General features: G+C 55.0%; 15 protein-coding genes and 1 pseudogene. 11 read left to right on the top strand and 5 right to left on the bottom strand.

Annotation, left to right across the window (positions count from 1 at the left end):
- Positions 1–4: 4 nt before the first annotated feature.
- The 7 genes and pseudogenes from C5523_RS22190 to C5523_RS22155 all read left to right on the top strand — a co-directional run.
- A pseudogene (locus C5523_RS22190) lies at positions 5–313 on the top strand (PAAR domain-containing protein); the annotation flags it as partial.
- Positions 314–390: 77 nt separating this feature from the next.
- Entirely contained in the window at positions 391–714 is a 324-nt protein-coding gene (locus tag C5523_RS22185) for a hypothetical protein (RefSeq protein WP_108701984.1), read from the top strand.
- 891 nt (positions 715–1,605) lie between these two features.
- Positions 1,606–3,366, top strand: a complete 1,761-nt coding sequence (gene tssF / locus C5523_RS22175; RefSeq protein ID WP_108701982.1) for a type VI secretion system baseplate subunit TssF — start codon at positions 1,606–1,608, stop codon at positions 3,364–3,366.
- Positions 3,330–4,412, top strand: a complete 1,083-nt coding sequence (gene tssG / locus C5523_RS22170; RefSeq protein ID WP_108701981.1) for a type VI secretion system baseplate subunit TssG — start codon at positions 3,330–3,332, stop codon at positions 4,410–4,412. The genes tssF and tssG overlap by 37 nt, the downstream gene beginning before the upstream one ends.
- Positions 4,393–4,929 carry a type VI secretion system lipoprotein TssJ gene (tssJ, locus tag C5523_RS22165; protein ID WP_041852649.1) on the top strand — a complete coding sequence of 179 codons (537 nt, stop codon included), beginning with the start codon at positions 4,393–4,395 and terminating at the stop codon, positions 4,927–4,929. The genes tssG and tssJ overlap by 20 nt, the downstream gene beginning before the upstream one ends.
- A 3-nt stretch (positions 4,930–4,932) precedes the next feature.
- Positions 4,933–5,358: a type VI secretion system baseplate subunit TssE gene (gene tssE, locus C5523_RS22160; RefSeq protein ID WP_108701980.1), complete on the top strand. Its 426-nt coding sequence runs from the start codon at positions 4,933–4,935 to the stop codon at positions 5,356–5,358.
- A 3-nt stretch (positions 5,359–5,361) separates the two neighbouring features.
- Positions 5,362–6,456 carry a VasL domain-containing protein gene (locus tag C5523_RS22155; protein ID WP_108701979.1) on the top strand — a complete coding sequence of 365 codons (1,095 nt, stop codon included), beginning with the start codon at positions 5,362–5,364 and terminating at the stop codon, positions 6,454–6,456.
- A 71-nt stretch (positions 6,457–6,527) separates the two neighbouring features.
- Here the strand turns inward: C5523_RS22155 and C5523_RS22150 are convergent, their stop codons facing one another.
- Complete coding sequence (locus C5523_RS22150) at positions 6,528–8,000, bottom strand: NCS1 family nucleobase:cation symporter-1 (RefSeq protein WP_041852646.1); 1,473 nt, start codon at positions 7,998–8,000, stop codon at positions 6,528–6,530.
- 146 nt (positions 8,001–8,146) lie between these two features.
- Here C5523_RS22150 and C5523_RS22145 point away from each other — a divergent pair, with 146 nt between their 5' ends.
- From C5523_RS22145 to puuE, 3 genes are read left to right on the top strand one after another with little or no spacing between them, the layout of a single operon-like run.
- Positions 8,147–8,866: a GntR family transcriptional regulator gene (locus C5523_RS22145; protein WP_041852645.1), complete on the top strand. Its 720-nt coding sequence runs from the start codon at positions 8,147–8,149 to the stop codon at positions 8,864–8,866.
- Complete coding sequence (locus tag C5523_RS22140; protein ID WP_079497627.1) at positions 8,863–9,600, top strand: aspartate/glutamate racemase family protein; 738 nt, start codon at positions 8,863–8,865, stop codon at positions 9,598–9,600. The genes C5523_RS22145 and C5523_RS22140 overlap by 4 nt, the downstream gene beginning before the upstream one ends.
- Before the next feature lie 29 nt (positions 9,601–9,629).
- On the top strand, positions 9,630–10,574 hold the full coding sequence (gene puuE / locus C5523_RS22135) for an allantoinase PuuE (protein ID WP_107224463.1): 945 nt from the start codon (positions 9,630–9,632) through the stop codon (positions 10,572–10,574).
- A gap of 642 nt (positions 10,575–11,216) precedes the next feature.
- On the opposite strand, the gene hpxZ is transcribed toward puuE, so the two are convergent.
- Genes hpxZ through C5523_RS22115 form a run of 4 tightly spaced genes read right to left on the bottom strand, consistent with a single transcriptional unit; the run spans position 11,217 to position 14,751 of the window.
- Complete coding sequence (hpxZ, locus tag C5523_RS22130; protein ID WP_223878735.1) at positions 11,217–11,603, bottom strand: oxalurate catabolism protein HpxZ; 387 nt, start codon at positions 11,601–11,603, stop codon at positions 11,217–11,219.
- The gene (locus tag C5523_RS22125; RefSeq protein WP_108701978.1) at positions 11,600–12,973 is read right to left on the bottom strand and encodes an AtzE family amidohydrolase; all 1,374 of its coding nucleotides are present in this window, start codon (positions 12,971–12,973) and stop codon (positions 11,600–11,602) included. Before C5523_RS22125 ends, hpxZ begins: the two co-directional genes overlap by 4 nt.
- Complete coding sequence (gene hpxX, locus C5523_RS22120) at positions 12,970–13,158, bottom strand: oxalurate catabolism protein HpxX (protein WP_108701977.1); 189 nt, start codon at positions 13,156–13,158, stop codon at positions 12,970–12,972. The genes C5523_RS22125 and hpxX overlap by 4 nt, the downstream gene beginning before the upstream one ends.
- Positions 13,159–13,167: 9 nt before the next feature.
- Positions 13,168–14,751: a gamma-glutamyltransferase family protein gene (locus C5523_RS22115; protein WP_108702371.1), complete on the bottom strand. Its 1,584-nt coding sequence runs from the start codon at positions 14,749–14,751 to the stop codon at positions 13,168–13,170.
- Between the two features lie 114 nt (positions 14,752–14,865).
- Between C5523_RS22115 and C5523_RS22110 the strand changes: the two genes are divergently transcribed.
- A complete protein-coding gene (locus tag C5523_RS22110; RefSeq protein WP_041852639.1) occupies positions 14,866–15,705 on the top strand; it encodes a MurR/RpiR family transcriptional regulator in 840 nt (279 codons plus the stop codon).
- Positions 15,706–15,866: the final 161 nt, after the last annotated feature.

Below are 15,866 nucleotides of genomic sequence, written 5' to 3'. Positions count from 1 at the left end.
GACGATGGGACGAGGCTATTTTCTGGTCAGAGGTGATATAACCACCTGTGGCGGCAGGATCATTGAAGGCGCGGATGACCATACCATTATGGGTATACCTCAGGCACGCGATATGGATAGAGTGACCTGTGGCAGATATCCAGGAATGTTTATTATCGTAGGAGGCGTTCCGCAGACAGATATTCACGGCCGGCTGATGGCAGGAACTCTGGACAGTAAAAGCTCCTGCCCATGTCAGTCGCGATTTATCGCGTCGATGATGAATGATGTTTATGAGACGGATGTGAAGGACGGAATAATAGAAGTAAAACAGCCCAAACCATTAACCGAAGAATATCATTACGCACAGCCTATGATATGTATGATGACAAGCTGGATTCATTTCCAAACATGTCAAGGTTAGATATATTAAGATATTTGATTACAGATGAAGGAGCGGTTCACTTTGCTGCCTTGATGATCAAAAAAGCGAAAGATATTATGAGTGGTTATATAATTGATTTACCTCAAAGAAAGCAGGAAGCCATTTTAGTGACATATTTTAAACAAGGGGACAAATATCGCAGGAAATTTATATCAATATCACTGAAAAATAACCCGGAAGCCAGGATAAAATCTGGGGAAGGCTGCAGGACTTGTTTTCAGAGGAAAAAAATATCCGATGCTATTGGTGTGAAAATTAAAGATTTTAACGTAACGCAGAAAGCATCATAATTTTATTCTATTAGAAATAATATGATTAATGATATTTTGCTATTTTTTAAGGTTTTTTCTTTTTAATGATAATGAATGTCAATTAAAGAGTAATATTATGTTGGTCCTTCGAATTGTATCTGGTGTGGTTTCTTGGATTGTAGTTAGCATAGTATTCAATGTATTATTCATGTTTCATGGTTATAATATGGCATATATTTCATTGGTTATGGCGCCCGGAATCCTCCCTTTTATACCATTTTTTTATCTAAGCCACATTATGGATATCGATGGGTTTATATATTATTAGGTGTTGTGATTCAAGTCTTATTTAATTTCTGTGATTTGTTATGGGGTAATATTGAAGTGTTACTTATTGGTGTTGTAGGTATATCACTTTTTTATTATTCATTCTTTGTGAGTGTTTCCAGGTCTGCCTCAGTAATCTACTGCGTTGTGATTTTTAATTTTCTATTTATTTTTCTTTTGGCCCAGCACTTTTACATTTATAATGAATTTCGCTCAAAAAATATATGCTTTATATCTGAGTGGTATTGTGGGTCTGAATGTTATAAAGATTATATTCAGATTTCATGTAAAACCAAGGAGTGGCAATCGGAAGTTTTTCATGGATTACCGGGTAGTACTTATAATTTTGGAATGAAAGATAATAATATTTTTGTAAAATTTGAAGATCACCATAAGAAGCGTGTGTTTATTTTAAAGGATGGGCGGTTCGAAGAACATTAAGATCTGAATTTTTTATTATTAGATCTCTCCGGTTGATTGTACAAGATTATTAGTCAAGCATATATTTTAAAATGGACTACCTGCAATATTATCAATAATCCCCAAGCCTGCTCTTAACAACTCACTCCACTTTAATCATTACCTATTTACCACAGGATTTTCATGGACGATTTAACCCAACGCTACTACGAAGCCGAAATGCGCTACCTGCGCGAAGCCGGTAAAGAATTCGCGCAGGCATATCCCGACCGCGCGGCAATGCTGAACCTTGACAAACCTGGTGCTCGCGATCCGTATGTGGAGCGCCTGTTTGAGGGTTTCGCATTCTTAATGGGGCGGCTGCGTGAAAAATTGGATGACGATTTGCCGGAGCTCACCGAAGGGCTGGTCAGTCTGCTCTGGCCGCACTATCTGCGCACCATTCCCTCACTGTCTATTATTGAGCTGGCAACCGATTTTCGGCTGATGAAGCAGAGCGAAACGCTCAGCCAGTTTCAGGTGTTGTCACGCCCGATTGGTGAGCGAAAAACCCGCTGTCGCTACACCGCCACGCGCGATGTCACGCTCTATCCGCTGGCTTTGCCTGACGTGTCACTGCAGTACGAGCCGGACGGACGTTCTGTCATTCGCCTGCGTTTCGAATGCAGCCCGCTGGTCGGCGACTGGTCGCAAATTGATTTATCACTACTACCGTTGTATCTGAATGCCGACAGCCCGATAGCCTGTGCCTTACACCGGGCGCTAACGCTGGGAACGCAACAGATCTGGCTGCGTTTGCCGGGGCAGGAGCGGCGTGTGCTGGAGGGCCATTTTTCTGCGCAGGGATTGGGCGATGATGACAGACTGTGGCCTAAAGGAGAATCCGCATTTAGCGGCTATCAGCTCTTACTTGAATATTTCACTTTCCGTGAAAAATTTATGTTTGTAGCGCTTCATGGGCTGGAAAACATCGCCTGGCCGGAAGGAATAAAAGGTTTTGAGCTGGATGTTGTGCTGGTGGAAAGTTGGTCCCACGATTTGCCGTTCAATGCCGACACTATCCGCCTGCATTGTGTTCCGGTTATCAACCTGTTCCCACTAGAGGCTGACCCGCTGCATCTCTCTCCGCTGGAAAACGAATATCTCCTGCGCCCCATGCGTATCCAGGATGGTCATACTGAAATCTATTCTGTTGATCGAATCGTCTCCTCACGCCACACCGGCAATCAGGCGTATGTCCCGTTTTCCAGTTTTCGCCATCGGGGCGGCATGTTGCGTCACGATGCCCCCGAACGCTATTACCACACGCGGGTGAAGCGTGGCCCCTCTGGGCTGCATGATAGCTGGTTGATTTTGGGGGGCGATGGGTTTGACGCGGACAGGCTTCTGGAAGATGAAACCTTGTCACTGAGCCTGACGGGCACCAACGGCCAGCTTCCGCGCAAGGCGTTGCAAAGCACGCTTCTGGACACCCCCCTCCATGCGGCGCAAAACAATCTGCGGGTCCGTAATCTCTGCGCGCCGACGCAGCCTTGTTATCCCCCTTCGCGTGACCGTTTCCACTGGCGGGTACTCAGTCATCTTGGCTCAAACTTTCTGTCGATGATGGATAACGCGGAGATCCTGCGCGGCACGCTGGCGCTCTATGACTGGACGGAGAGCGAGATGAATCGCCGTCGTCTTGAGGCGATTGTTGATGTTCAACACCATCTCATTCAGCGTTTCGAAAAAGGCTTTCTGCTGCGCGGAGTGGACATTCAGGTCACCCTCGACAGCAAAGGTTTCGCCGGGGAGGGGGATATCACCCTGTTTGGTGAACTCCTTCATCGCTTCTTCGCGCTCTATGCCGATATCCATCTTTTCACACAACTCACCGTAATATTGCAACCCACAGGGAAGTGCCTGCAATGGACCGAACACCACAGCCAGCGCGTACCGGGCTGATACATCGACTGACGCCGCACATTTCGCGGATTAATTTTTACCGTTTTTGCCAGTATCTGGCACAAGCTGCGCCACACGCCCCGCCGTTAGGCAGTAGCGCGAACCCTGCTGATGATCCCGTGCGCTTTCGCCCTCATCCGGGGATGGGATTCCCTGCAAGCGAACTTAAAGCGGTCGAGCACCATTCGCAGCAGCCTGACGCGCCAGTGACAGTACGCACCACTTTTCTGGGGCTTTACGGCGTCGATTCCCCTCTGCCGACGGCTTACCTGGACGACATCGCACAGGGAAAGGACGGGCATGAAGCGGTAATGGCGTTTCTGGATATCTTCAACCACCGTTTTACCACGCAGTACTACCGCATCTGGCGCAAATACAACTACCCGGCGTCGTTTGAACCGGGGGCAAGGGATGCGATTTCACATTGCCTGCTGGGGCTCATTGGTTTGGGCATTCCCGGTAGCGAAAACCATATCGCCACGCCCGTTTCGCGTTTTCTGGCACTGTTGAGCGTGATGCGGCTGCCAACGCGTACAGCGGAAGGCGTGACAGCGTTAGTGGCACTGCTTGCGCCAAAGACCCTGGCAACGGTGACACCACACGATCCGCAGTCTGTTGTACTGCAAACGCGGGTCTGCCTGTCCCGAACGTCCCGCGTTGACCTGACAACGCGCGCTCTGTTGGGGCGAACCGGCACGGACGTTAACAGTCAACTGTTACTGCAACTCTATACCGAAGAGGCTGACGAAGTGCGCGGATGGCTGCCGGGAGGGCAGTTGCATACCGATCTTCTGGTGCTGCTGCGTGTATATCTTGGCTGGCGTTGCCAGGCGCGGCTACAGCTCACGCTTCCGGTCAGCCTGCTGCCGGCGGCACAGCTAGGGAAACAGCGCGTTCAGATTGGCCTAACCGGCATTTTACGAGCCTCAGGTTCCGCGCCAGACACCGGGACTGTAACGGTGAAACTTGGCCGCTATCAGGGACTCATGCCAGGTTCAACACGATGGGACAGGGAGAGAATCACGCATGTTCATTATCCACTGTAAGCGCCGGGCGTTGGCCTGCGCGATGGCGTTGTCAGTTTTCCTGACAGGCTGCGGGCTGGGGCAAAAGGTGATTGAGGGCTCGAAAAGTATGGCGAGCGCTATCTTCTATAAACAGATCCATACCTTGCATCTGGATTTCATCTCGCGTGGCGCGCTCAACACGGACGCGCAAGACACGCCGCTTTCCACCATGGTGCATGTCTGGCAACTCAAATCGCGCACCCGCTTTGATAAAGCAGATTACGACACCTTGCTCATGCAGGAAGAGTCGGCACTCAACGGCGATGTTCTGGCGGAACATTCAGTCTGGATTAAACCCGAGGGTGCGGTTTCGCTGGATGTGCCGCTCGATAAAGAGACGCAGTTTATTGCCATTGCCGGGCAGTTTTATCAGCCGGATGAAACGCGTAATAGCTGGCGTTTGATCCTGAAACGGGACGAGTTGGATGCGGATAAACCCCGCACTATCGAGCTTTTGCGCAGCCAGTTAACGCTGCTTCCTGTGCAGGACAATTAATCCATGCCGACGCCTTCTTTATACGAAATGTTGATGTCTGGCTTCAGTAGCGAATTACCGCTGGAACAGGTCGGCGAGCGGGACCAACTTATCCTTTCCGTGATGGACAACATGCAGCGCATTATCAATTGCCGGGCGGGTACGCTGGCGCACCTGCCGGATTACGGGTTACCGGATCTTAGCGTGATACATCAGGGAATGACGGCGGGTATTCACGGGTTAATACACCAGATTGAGGAGACGCTGCGCCGTTATGAACCTCGCCTGAGTCAGCTCCGCGTGGAGCTACTGCCGCAACCGCGTCCCGGACATCTGAATTACCTGATTCATGCCGAACTTCCCGCCAGGGGATGGATCCGTTTTGACGGGGTCTTCTCGCCGGAAGGGCGGATAGTCCTGCGTCATCTTAAGCAACAGGAGCGTGCATAACCTATGACGGACCATTCGTTATTTATCAGCCAGTTTCGTGTGGGTGGCGCTCCCTGTACCTTTCGCGAAGCGGGCGAATTACAGGCCGAAATGGGTAAACTCACCCATCCGGCGCGCCCGGACGTGGACTGGCGTCGGGTCGAATCGTTGTGTCTGGCGTTGTTCAGACAAAATGGCGTGGAACTGCAAACACTGGTCTGTTACATCCTGGCCAGAACAAAGCAGCAGGGGCTGGTGGGTATGACCGAAGGGCTGGAGGCGTTACAGACACTGATGACGCGCCACTGGGGCGATTTCTGGCCCGTGCAGGTACATTCAAGAGTCACTCTGCTCAGTTGGCTGGCGGAAAAGATACAGCAGTCGCTACGGACAATGGAGGTTCAGTATCAAGCGTTGGCGCGGGTCTATCGCTGTGAGCAATACCTGGCTGAACTTGAAAAAGTACTGCGTCAGTGTGAACTCTGGCATCTGACCCGAATGGATATCGTTGCCGGTCAGTTGCGTAATGTCGCGCTGCGACTGGAGCGGCTCACGCCGCAGGAGACAGAAGCAGGCGTAACGCCGATAACCGCAAGCGCCATAGCGCCCTCCGAACCAGAAGAGATTGCGCCACGTGTCGCACCGCCAGCGCGGCAGACAACGGTCACACCATCCCGACGTTCATGGCCGATGTTTTTTGCCGGAATGATGACCGCAGTGTGTTTGAGCGGTATCGGGGTTGGGGGATGGACATTTCTGAATCAACCTGATTTACGGGAACGAGAGCGCAATGCGCTGCCGGTTTCTGAGCTGTCTCATTACATGCAGGCACAGAAGCAGTTGCAGCGTCTTTCTCAGCAACTGGATGCCCTTGATGAACGTAAAGGGAAATATTTAACCGCATCGGAACTGAAATCAGCCGTTTTCGCGATTCGCCAATCCCTGCAAACGCCACCGCTGGAAGAACTGCTTCGGCAACTGGATGAACAGACACGATCGGGGGAGGTGGCGCCTGCGTTGATCGTACAAATCGAGACCCGATTTCAACAATTGCTCAACCGCTATGCCCTGTTAAGCAACCCTCGTGCGAACAACGCAGGGGAGGATAAGACGCCGTAGACGTTGCCTGTTTTCTTCTTAATCTTCTGTCAGCAACAGGCCCGGACCACCCCAGTCCGGGCCTGATGCGTTTACTCTTTCGCCGTTGCGCGACGCGGAGCAAACCCTTCGCTAACCCCTTCACGATCGTGGCGTGCAATCCAGCGGTAGCTGCCTGCGCCCAGGAACACACCGATAAACCAGCTAAAGTTCGCCACTTCGTGCAGTGACGGAATAAAGCTGATTACCAGGCACACGGCGACCGATGGTACCAGTGCGGCAACCGCTTTCGGGTTGATGCCGTTTTTGTACCAGTAGCGCCCATTCGGGGAGACGGTAAACAGATCATCGACAAACACTTTCCCGCGTTTAATGAGGTAGAAGTCCGCCAAGAGAATACCGAACAGTGGCCCGATAAAGGAGCCCAGCACATCCAGCGTGTAGTGGATCAGTTCCGGTGACTGGAACAGGTTCCACGGCGTCAGCAGCACGGAACCAACGGCGGCGATCATCCCGCCGGTGCGGAAGCTGATCTTCTGCGGCGAGCAGTTTGAGAAATCGAACGCCGGGGAGACGAAGTTAGCCACAATGTTGATCCCAATGGTGGCGATAATCATGGTCAGCAAACCAATTGCCATGGCCAGGCTATTGCCCACGTGGCTGACGGTTTCGATAGGATCAGTGATCATTTTGCCGAACAGCGACTGTGTACCCGACACGATCACCACGGTCACGATGGAGAACAGCAGGAAGTTAAACGGCAGACCCCAGCGGTTGCCGCGACGAATTTCCTGCATGCTTTTGCCGTAGCGAGAGAAGTCGCCAAAGTTCAGCAGTGGGCCGGAGAAGTAAGAAACCACCAGCGCCGTTGCGGTAATCATCTGCCAGGTTTGCTCGCCTGCGGTCAGCTCTTTGCTGGCAAGGGTAAACGAGATACCGCTAAAGCCGGTTTGCGACAGGATCCACACCGCCAGCGCCAGCATCACCACGTAGACAGCCGGGCCTGCGATATCGATAAAGCGTTTAATCGCGCTCATCCCGTGCCAGAACACCAGTGCCTGCAATACCCACATAATGCCGAAGCAGACCCAGCCCAAATGCGACAGACCAAGGAAATGCCCTTCGGTCATCGGGGCCAGAGAAGGCCAGAATTTCAACATCACCAGCATTAACGCGTTAGCGGCCAGATAGGTTTGTATACCGTACCAGGCAAAGGCGATAAGACCACGGATGACGGCCGGAATATTGGCACCGAACACGCCAAATGCCTGGCGACAGATAACCGCATAGGGCACGCCAGCCATTTGGCTTGGTTTGGCAACAAGGTTTGCGCACAACTGCACAATACAAATTCCCAGCAACAGGCACAGTAATACCTGCCAACTGGCAAGGCCGAGCGCAAAGAAGCTGGCCGCGACCACGTATCCGCCCATGCTATGAACGTCGGACATCCAGAAAGAGAAGATGTTGTACCACGTCCAGTTCTGGTCGCGCGTCGGGGCCAAATCGTTGTTAGTGAGTCGTGGGCTGTAACTGTCTTTGTAATTTGGTTCAAGGTTTGGCATGGAATCTGCTCCTCTGAATACAGATTGTGACGTTATGTCTGCCATCCTGTATTGCATGAACCAGGCCAGGTTTTAATTTTATGTATACAAAATATTTTAATGATGTATACAAAAAGATAAGAACCAGGTAACAAAGGAATTTCCCAATGAAGCAGCCAACGGGGCTACAGACCCCAGCAGATCTGGAAGATAAAGAAAATTTCATCTGGCAGTCGCTGATGACCGCCATTGTCGAACATCAATTACCGCCCGGCAGCAAATTACCCGAAGAAGCCCTGGCCGAAGTGTTTGGCGTTAGCCGCACGGGGATCCGCAAGGTCCTGACGCGCCTTGCGACGGTGCAAATGGTCACGATGACGCCCAGACGTGGTGCATTCGTTGCCAAACCGGATATCGATGAATCGAAAGCGATCTTCTCTACCCGCAAAATGATCGAGTGTGCCAACCTGCCGCAGGTTCTTGAGCATCTACAGCCGCCACATATTGCTGGGCTCGAGAAAATCATCGCGCAGGAAGAAGAGGCGCATCAGAACCACGATGGCGCGGCGGCGATTCGTTATTCCGCGGCATTTCATATCCAGTTGCAGGCTATCTCTGGCAATGCCGTAGTGACCGATATTGTGACCACGCTGGCGCAACGTTCGTCGCTGGTGATTGCCGCCTGGGGCGCCCCCTGGCAGCGCGGGTGCCGCTGCGACGACCACGACAGGCTCATCGAACTGCTGCGTAAGAAAGATGGCGCGGCGCTGAGCCATGCTATGGCCCACCACTTCGATCATATTGTCTCAAGCCTCAGCTTTGAGCGCGGCGGCGACATCCTCCCCGATTTTGCCCGCCTGTTTGGCGCGCCAGGAGAACAGGCATGACACAATTCTGTATACAGGTGATCAACCCCAATACCAGCCCGGAAATGACGCACACCATTGCCAGTGCTGCCCGCAGTGTCGCCGCACCGGGTACGACGATCCTCGCCAGTTGTCCGACCCAGGGCGTGGCATCAATTGAAGGGCATTTTGATGAGGCGATTGCCGCCATTGGCGTGCTGGAACAGATAAAAAAAGGCATGGCGCAGGGGGCGCAAGGCCATGTGATTGCCTGCTTTGGCGATCCGGGGCTGCTGGCCGCCCGCGAGCTGGCAAGCGGGCCGGTCGTGGGAATTGCCGAAGCGGCGATGCATGTCGCCACGCTGGTCGCGACGCGTTTTTCCATCGTCACCACGTTGCCGCGCACGCTGATCATCGCCCGTCATTTACTGCAGCAATATGGCTTTGGGCATCACTGCGCCGCACTGCATGCGATCGATTTACCGGTACTGGCGTTAGAAGATGGCACGGGTCTTGCTCAGCAGAAAGTACGCGAGCGTTGTATACAAGCCAAACGGGAAGATAATAGCGGCGCTATTGTTCTCGGCTGTGGCGGGATGGCGAACCTTGCCAGTGAGCTGACGCAGGAGCTGGGTATTCCGGTGATCGATGGCGTCACGGCAGCGGTGAAAATGGTGGAATCCCTCCTGGCTCTGGGGCTTGGTACCAGCAAGTACGGCGATCTGGCGTATCCCAATAAAAAGCCGCTTTCAGGATGCTTTGAAATGCTGAGCTGAAAGCGGCCCCAAAATGAGGTCGAATCAGCATGCATTCAGATACGGACAAGCCTGTCTGGCACTTTACCGATAACTACCCGCGCGATATGGCAGGGTATGCCGGAAAACCCCCTCATGCGCAATGGCCCGGGGGGGCGCGCATTGCCGTGCAGTTTGTCCTTAATTTCGAAGAAGGCGGCGAGAACCACGTCCTGCATGGCGACGCCGGTTCTGAACAATTTTTGTCAGACATTATTGGTGCGGCGAGTTACCCGGCAATACATATGTCGATGGACTCACTGTATGAATACGGTTCCCGCGCAGGTTTCTGGCGCATCCACAATGAATTCCAGAAGCGCGGCCTGCCTTTAACGGTGTTTGGTATCGCAATGGCGCTGGCGCGCAACCCGGAGATCGTCGCTGCGATCAACGCCGCGGAGTATGACGTGGTGAGCCACGGCTGGCGTTGGATCCACTATCAAAATATGGATATCCAGACCGAGCGTCAGCATATGCAGCAGGCGCTGGAGATCCTCACGACGCTGTTTGGCAAAGCGCCGCTCGGCTGGTATACCGGGCGCGATAGCCCGAACACCCGCAAGCTGGTGGTGGAGCAGGGCGGTCTGCTGTATGACAGCGATTACTACGGCGACGACCTGCCGTTCTGGACAACGGTTGACGAGAAGCCTCATCTGATTGTGCCTTATACGCTGGATGCGAACGATATGCGCTTTGCCACCGCGCAGGGTTTTAATACCGCCGAGCAGTTCTATACCTACCTGAAAGACAGTTTTGATGTGCTGTATGAAGAGGGGGAAACGGCACCGAAGATGATGTCGATTGGCATGCACTGTCGGCTATTGGGTCGCCCCGGCCGTTTCCGCGCATTGCAGCGTTTCCTGGATTATGTGCAGAGTCACGAAGGTGTGTGGATTTGCCGCCGTCAGGATATCGCCGAGCACTGGGTGAAGACGCATCCGTATACTCCGGTGTGAGTTTATCCCCTCACTCCGGCCCTCTCCCTCAAAGGTGAGGAATCCCCACAAAATGCGAGCACGAACGGTCCCCTCTCCTCTTTGGGGAGAGGGTTAGGGTGAGGGGGAAAATGCGGCTCTGATGGTCATTCCGTTCACCTTATGTTCCTTGCTTTTCTGTCGCGACAGAACCCGTGAACGTGCCAGGGTGGCTCACCGCCACCACCCTGGCGACCCGGGCTCCCGGCCAGGAAAATCGCCGCTGGCGCGGTCCATGATGCTTATGTCGTCTGACTTTCGGGTCGGGGACCAGCCTGCGTCCTTGCAGGCTATCCCCTCCGCCCGCTTCCCTGCGGGCGGCCCCGGTCAGCCGCAACGCCTCATCGATTTTCAGCCGGACCCTGTCATTGCTGTCATTGTTTTATTCTTATTAAGCGGCGTTATCGCTGTAAGACGTAAGATTACTGGGGATTCCTCAGCCCCCGGGGAGAGGGGGGCACCCTGTAGCCCCGGTAAGCGCAGCGCCATCGGGGACAATTCCCGGATGGCGGCGCTGGCACCTTATCCGGGCAATGTTTTCCATGCGAGCAGAGAGGGGTTTTCTCCCTCTCCCTGTGGAAGAGGACAGGGGGGAGGGCATCCAGCCGCACCCATCTTTCCTTTTTACCCCATCAAACTGACATGCGCCGCCACAATCCGCCAGCCATAGGGGAACTTCACCCAGGTCTGCATCTGGCGGCCCACCCGTTCACTGTTCTCGCGCGTAAACTCCGTGCTCGCGACTGCCATATCCTCACCGTAGGTGGTGATCGTGGTATTACGCAGCAATCTGTCCAGCCCCGCTGAGGGGCGTGCATTACGAAACTCGCGGATCGCCTCAATACCGTACAAATTCTCTGTTGCGCCGTAGCGCACCGTGCGCGGGTCCGCCCAGAAAAGCTCATCCAGCACTGCCACATCATTACTGATAAGCGCCTGCTCATAACGATAAAACGCAGCGGTGACCTCATTTAATACTGTCGGACGGTCGATATTGTCTCTGTTCATCATGCTTCCTGTGGGTAAAGAACGCCCGCCTGCTCCAGTCTCCACGCCGCCTGCAGACAGCGTGACTCCTGCCAGGGGGCGGCAATAATCTGTACGCCAATCGGTAATCCCGAGGCGGTTTTTACGGGCACGGTTACCACCGGCAGGCCTAAAAACGAGATGGGCTGCGTCAGCATCCCCATACTGGCTTTGATCGGTAAATCGGTATGGTTAATGCGCATGGTGTTCTCGCCAATTGGCGTTGCGCTGCACGGCGTCGCCGGGGCCAGAAGCAGATCGACATCGTTAAACAGCGGTAGCGTTTTATCGCGAAACCAGGCGCGAAAACGCAGTGCCTGGGTATACCAGGCCGAGGGAGTCATTGCGCCTGCCAGCAAGCGCTCGCGGGAGTTAAGCTCAAACGTATCGGCATCCGTTCGTAGCGCAGGAAGATAATGGTTACCCCCCTCTGCCGCAGAAAGCAAAAACGCGGCTGAACGCGCCAGCTCCGCTTCCGGCAATACCCGCGTCTGGTTAGCGCCCAGAGCTTGTGCCACCGCGTTGACGGCGGCGCGGGCATCAGCATTACACCAGGTGGTGAAATAGCCCTCCAGCACGGCACAGCGTAGCGCCACCGTACTGGATAACGTGGGCAGCGTAGCGGCAGGCTCGTGTGGTGATTGCCAGTTGTCTTCCCCGTCATGCCCCTGGAGCGCGTCATAGACACAGGCCAAATCCTCCACGTTACGTGCCAGCGGGCCGATGTGATCCAGACTGGCGACAAACGGATGGCTACCGCTGCGTGATAAGCGTCCAAAGGTGGGCTTTAGCCCCGGCACGCCGCACAGCGAGGCGGGAACGCGAATAGAACCGTTGGTGTCGGTGCCCAGCGCAAAATTGACCATCCCGGCAGCAACGGCCGCCGCTGAGCCGCCCGATGAACCACCCGCCACCCGGGTGAGGTCTCGCGGGTTACGCGTCGCACCATAGTGGCTGTTTTCGGTAGTGAAGCCATAGGCATAGGCATCCATGTTGAGCGTGCCAGCCAGCGTTGCACCCGCATTCGTAAGCTGGCGAATGGCGAACGCATCTTTTGTCGCGGGGGGCTGAGTGCTGAACAGCTTTGCCCCCGCCAGCGTGGTAACCCCCTCCACATCGAACAGGTTTTTCACCGCATAGGGTACGCCTGCCAGCGCAGGCAAGGTTTCGCCCGCAGCACGCCGGGCGTCGATGTGCGCGGCTTCGGTGAGCATGCGCGTCGCCGTTACGCTGGTGAAGGCGTTGATGCCGGGGTTTGCCTGTTCAATCAACGCCAGTGATTGCTGTGCCAGTTCGCGTGCGCTAAAGGTTTTGCTACGCAGTCCTTGCTGAATGTCCCGAATGGATAAGCTCATAGCCGATATTCTCCTGCGCCTTCCTGACGGTGCGGCAGTGGGAAAGCCATCAGCGGCTGCGCCATGGCCGCGATGCGGGTGAGCTGAACTTCGAGTTCGGCCCGGCGTTCATCGTCCAGCGGTACCGCCAGGAGTTGTTCCATCAACTGGATGTATGTCGGCCAGTCGAATTTGTTATCGCTCATAATGACTCCTTAAAAACCGGCCGCGCTGCCGTTACTGCGTGGATCAAATGCCCCTTCGAGCATCCCGTTGGGATGACGCACAATCGCCCCGGCGTGCCCGGTGGCTTCGCTCAGCCCCGGCAACCATTCAACGTCATGGCCCAGGTCACGCAACGCCTGATACGTGGCCTCGCTGAATCGCCCCTCCAGCTTCAGGCTATCGGACGTTTGCCCCCAGGTGCGGCCCAGCAACCAGCGGGGGGCGCATACTGCTTCCTGCAAAGGCATGTTTTGCATCACGTGGCGGGTAAATATGGCGGCCTGCGTTTGCGGTTGCCCGTCGCCCCCCATCGTGCCGTAGACCATGGTGCGGCCATCTTTCAGCCGTGCCGCCGCCGGGTTGAGGGTGTGGAACGGTTGTTTACCGGGCACCAGCGCCAGCAAATGATCCGGGTCGAGACTGAATGCCGCGCCCCGGTTTTGTAACAGCACGCCGCTCTCTGGCAGCACCACGCCGCTACCGAACTCGTGATAAATGCTCTGAATAAACGACACCGCCAGCCCGTTTTTATCCATCACGCCCATCCAGACGGTATCCCCCGGTCCTTTGCCTTTGCCCCAGGGGGCGGCCCGCTTGTCATCGATGCTGGCGGCCAGCCGTTGCAGTGGTGCCTGCTCCAGCAGACTTTGGACCGGCAGCGTGACGTGGCGTGGATCGGTGATGTAGCGGTCACGCAGGCCAAAGGCCTGTTTGGTTGCTTCGACGATGCGGTGAATGGTCTGTACTTCGCTGGCCTGCGCCATATCCAGATGGTCGGTAATGCCGAGGATGGCCAGCGACACCAGCCCTTGCGTTGGCGGCGTCATATTGAAGATGTCGCCCTTGCTGTGGCTCAGGCGAAGCGGTACCCGGCGGTGGGCACGGTGAGCCGCCAGATCCTGAGCGGTCAGTGGCAGGCCGAGCGCGCTCATTTCCGCCGCCATCTGATCGGCGAGCGCTCCGCGATAAAAACTGTCCAGTCCGTCGGTGGCGAGGCGGGTTAATGTGCGGGCGAGGCGCGGCTGGCAGAAACGGCTGCCCGCCTGTGGGACTTCGCCCTGAATTAGAAAAGTCTCGCTAAAGCCCGGCACATCCACCAGTTCCGGGTATTTACTTTGCGTGGCGCTGGCCTGCGACTGTGTTACCGGGATCCCTTCGCTGGCGTAACGGATGGCGTCGGCCAGCAGACGGGAGAGCGGCAATTGCCCGCCGCCCAGTGACGCTGATACGTTCAGCGCCTCGTCCCAGCCGCTCAGCGTGCCGGGAACCGTGAGCGCCGCCAGCGGGCCACGATGGGGAATATGGCTATGCCCGCGATAGAAATCACGTGTCGCCAGTTGCCCGGCGGCGCCGCTGGCGTCAATGGCGAGGGGCGCGCCTTCGGGTGGCACTATCAGCCAGAAACCATCGCCGCCGATGCCATTCATATGGGGATAGACCACCGCAATGGTAGCGGCTGCGGCGATCATCGCCTCAATCGCATCACCGCCGTGGCGCAACACCGATAATGCCGATTCGCTGGCAAGGTGGTGGGGCGTTACCGCCATACCGGAAGGGGCAACATTACTTTGCATCGTCATGCTCTCTTTGTTCGGGTAAGTCAGAGAGCTAAGCAAGAGCTGTTCCAGATTGACGGCAAGCGTTTCACTGTGTCAGCTTAATGTGAAACGAAAGTTGCAGGAGGGTCTATGCAGCAGTTAGATACGCGCTTACGTGAGTGCTATAACGAATTATCCCCGCAAGAACAGCGAGTTGCCTCATTTATCATGGATCATTTTGATGACCTGATGAGCTACAACAGCGCCGAACTGGCCCGTCTGAGCGGCGTGTCAAAAGCCACTGTCAGCCGCCTGTTTAAACGGCTTGGCTATGATCGTTTCAAAGAGATGCGCGACGAGGTGCGTACACTGCGCCAAAGCGGCATGCCGCTGACGGAAAACCGCGATGCCGTACAAGGCAACACCTTGCTGGCGCGACACTACAAGCAGGAGATGGCGAACCTGACCCAGTGGGTGAATGCGTTAGATGCCGTACAGTTTGCCGATGTGGTACAGGCGTTGGGCGCAGCGCAGCGCGTCTTTATTCTTGGCCTGCGCAACAGCGCGCCGGTGGCCTTGCATCTGCGCCAGCAACTGATGCAAATCCGTGGTCAGGTCAGTCTGATGCCTCAGCCGGGGCAGACACTGGCAGAAGAGTTAGTGGATATCACCCCGCAGGATGTGGTGGTGGTGGTCGCTTTTCGCCGTCGTCCACGGGTTATCCGCCCGGTACTGGAAGCGCTGCACAAACAGGGCGTGCCGACTGTTGCCATCAGCGAACCGCAGGCGGCGGGCATTACCACGCTTGCCCGCTGGCACTTCGGCCTGCCGCTCGACAGCGTATCGGCGTTCGATAGCTACAGCAGTGCCATGAGTCTGGTGAATTTACTGGCGAATGCGTTACTGCACAGCGCCCTGACGGAGGGACGTCAACGTATCCATAACATCGCATCGCTGTATACAGAACTCGACGAACTGGAGCAACGATGATGCACTGCATTGGTGCTTTTGCACCCGTTCAGGGGATCGTTATGGTGCGGGCAGATAACGTTAATCCGCGCTGAAAAAGGACGAAATCAGCGCAATAGCAGGCTGGTGTCTTCATTTCCTCTGTGGCACATTAGTTGCAGAAAGTAGCACTAAGAATCTTT

The sequence above is a fragment of the Phytobacter sp. SCO41 genome (assembly GCF_003073275.1).
GTDB classification, from domain to species: domain Bacteria; phylum Pseudomonadota; class Gammaproteobacteria; order Enterobacterales; family Enterobacteriaceae; genus Phytobacter; species Phytobacter diazotrophicus.
This window is presented reverse-complemented; position numbering and strand designations above follow the sequence as displayed.

Coding starts and splice junctions, on each gene's coding strand:
- C5523_RS22185 (WP_108701984.1), top strand. CDS start 391: ATGTCAAGGTTAGATATATTAAGATATTTGATTACAGATGAAGGAGCG.
- tssF (WP_108701982.1), top strand. CDS start 1,606: ATGGACGATTTAACCCAACGCTACTACGAAGCCGAAATGCGCTACCTG.
- tssG (WP_108701981.1), top strand. CDS start 3,330: ATGGACCGAACACCACAGCCAGCGCGTACCGGGCTGATACATCGACTG.
- tssJ (WP_041852649.1), top strand. CDS start 4,393: ATGTTCATTATCCACTGTAAGCGCCGGGCGTTGGCCTGCGCGATGGCG.
- tssE (WP_108701980.1), top strand. CDS start 4,933: ATGCCGACGCCTTCTTTATACGAAATGTTGATGTCTGGCTTCAGTAGC.
- C5523_RS22155 (WP_108701979.1), top strand. CDS start 5,362: ATGACGGACCATTCGTTATTTATCAGCCAGTTTCGTGTGGGTGGCGCT.
- C5523_RS22150 (WP_041852646.1), bottom strand. CDS start 8,000: ATGCCAAACCTTGAACCAAATTACAAAGACAGTTACAGCCCACGACTC.
- C5523_RS22145 (WP_041852645.1), top strand. CDS start 8,147: ATGAAGCAGCCAACGGGGCTACAGACCCCAGCAGATCTGGAAGATAAA.
- C5523_RS22140 (WP_079497627.1), top strand. CDS start 8,863: ATGACACAATTCTGTATACAGGTGATCAACCCCAATACCAGCCCGGAA.
- puuE (WP_107224463.1), top strand. CDS start 9,630: ATGCATTCAGATACGGACAAGCCTGTCTGGCACTTTACCGATAACTAC.
- hpxZ (WP_223878735.1), bottom strand. CDS start 11,603: ATGATGAACAGAGACAATATCGACCGTCCGACAGTATTAAATGAGGTC.
- C5523_RS22125 (WP_108701978.1), bottom strand. CDS start 12,973: ATGAGCTTATCCATTCGGGACATTCAGCAAGGACTGCGTAGCAAAACC.
- hpxX (WP_108701977.1), bottom strand. CDS start 13,158: ATGAGCGATAACAAATTCGACTGGCCGACATACATCCAGTTGATGGAA.
- C5523_RS22115 (WP_108702371.1), bottom strand. CDS start 14,751: ATGCAAAGTAATGTTGCCCCTTCCGGTATGGCGGTAACGCCCCACCAC.
- C5523_RS22110 (WP_041852639.1), top strand. CDS start 14,866: ATGCAGCAGTTAGATACGCGCTTACGTGAGTGCTATAACGAATTATCC.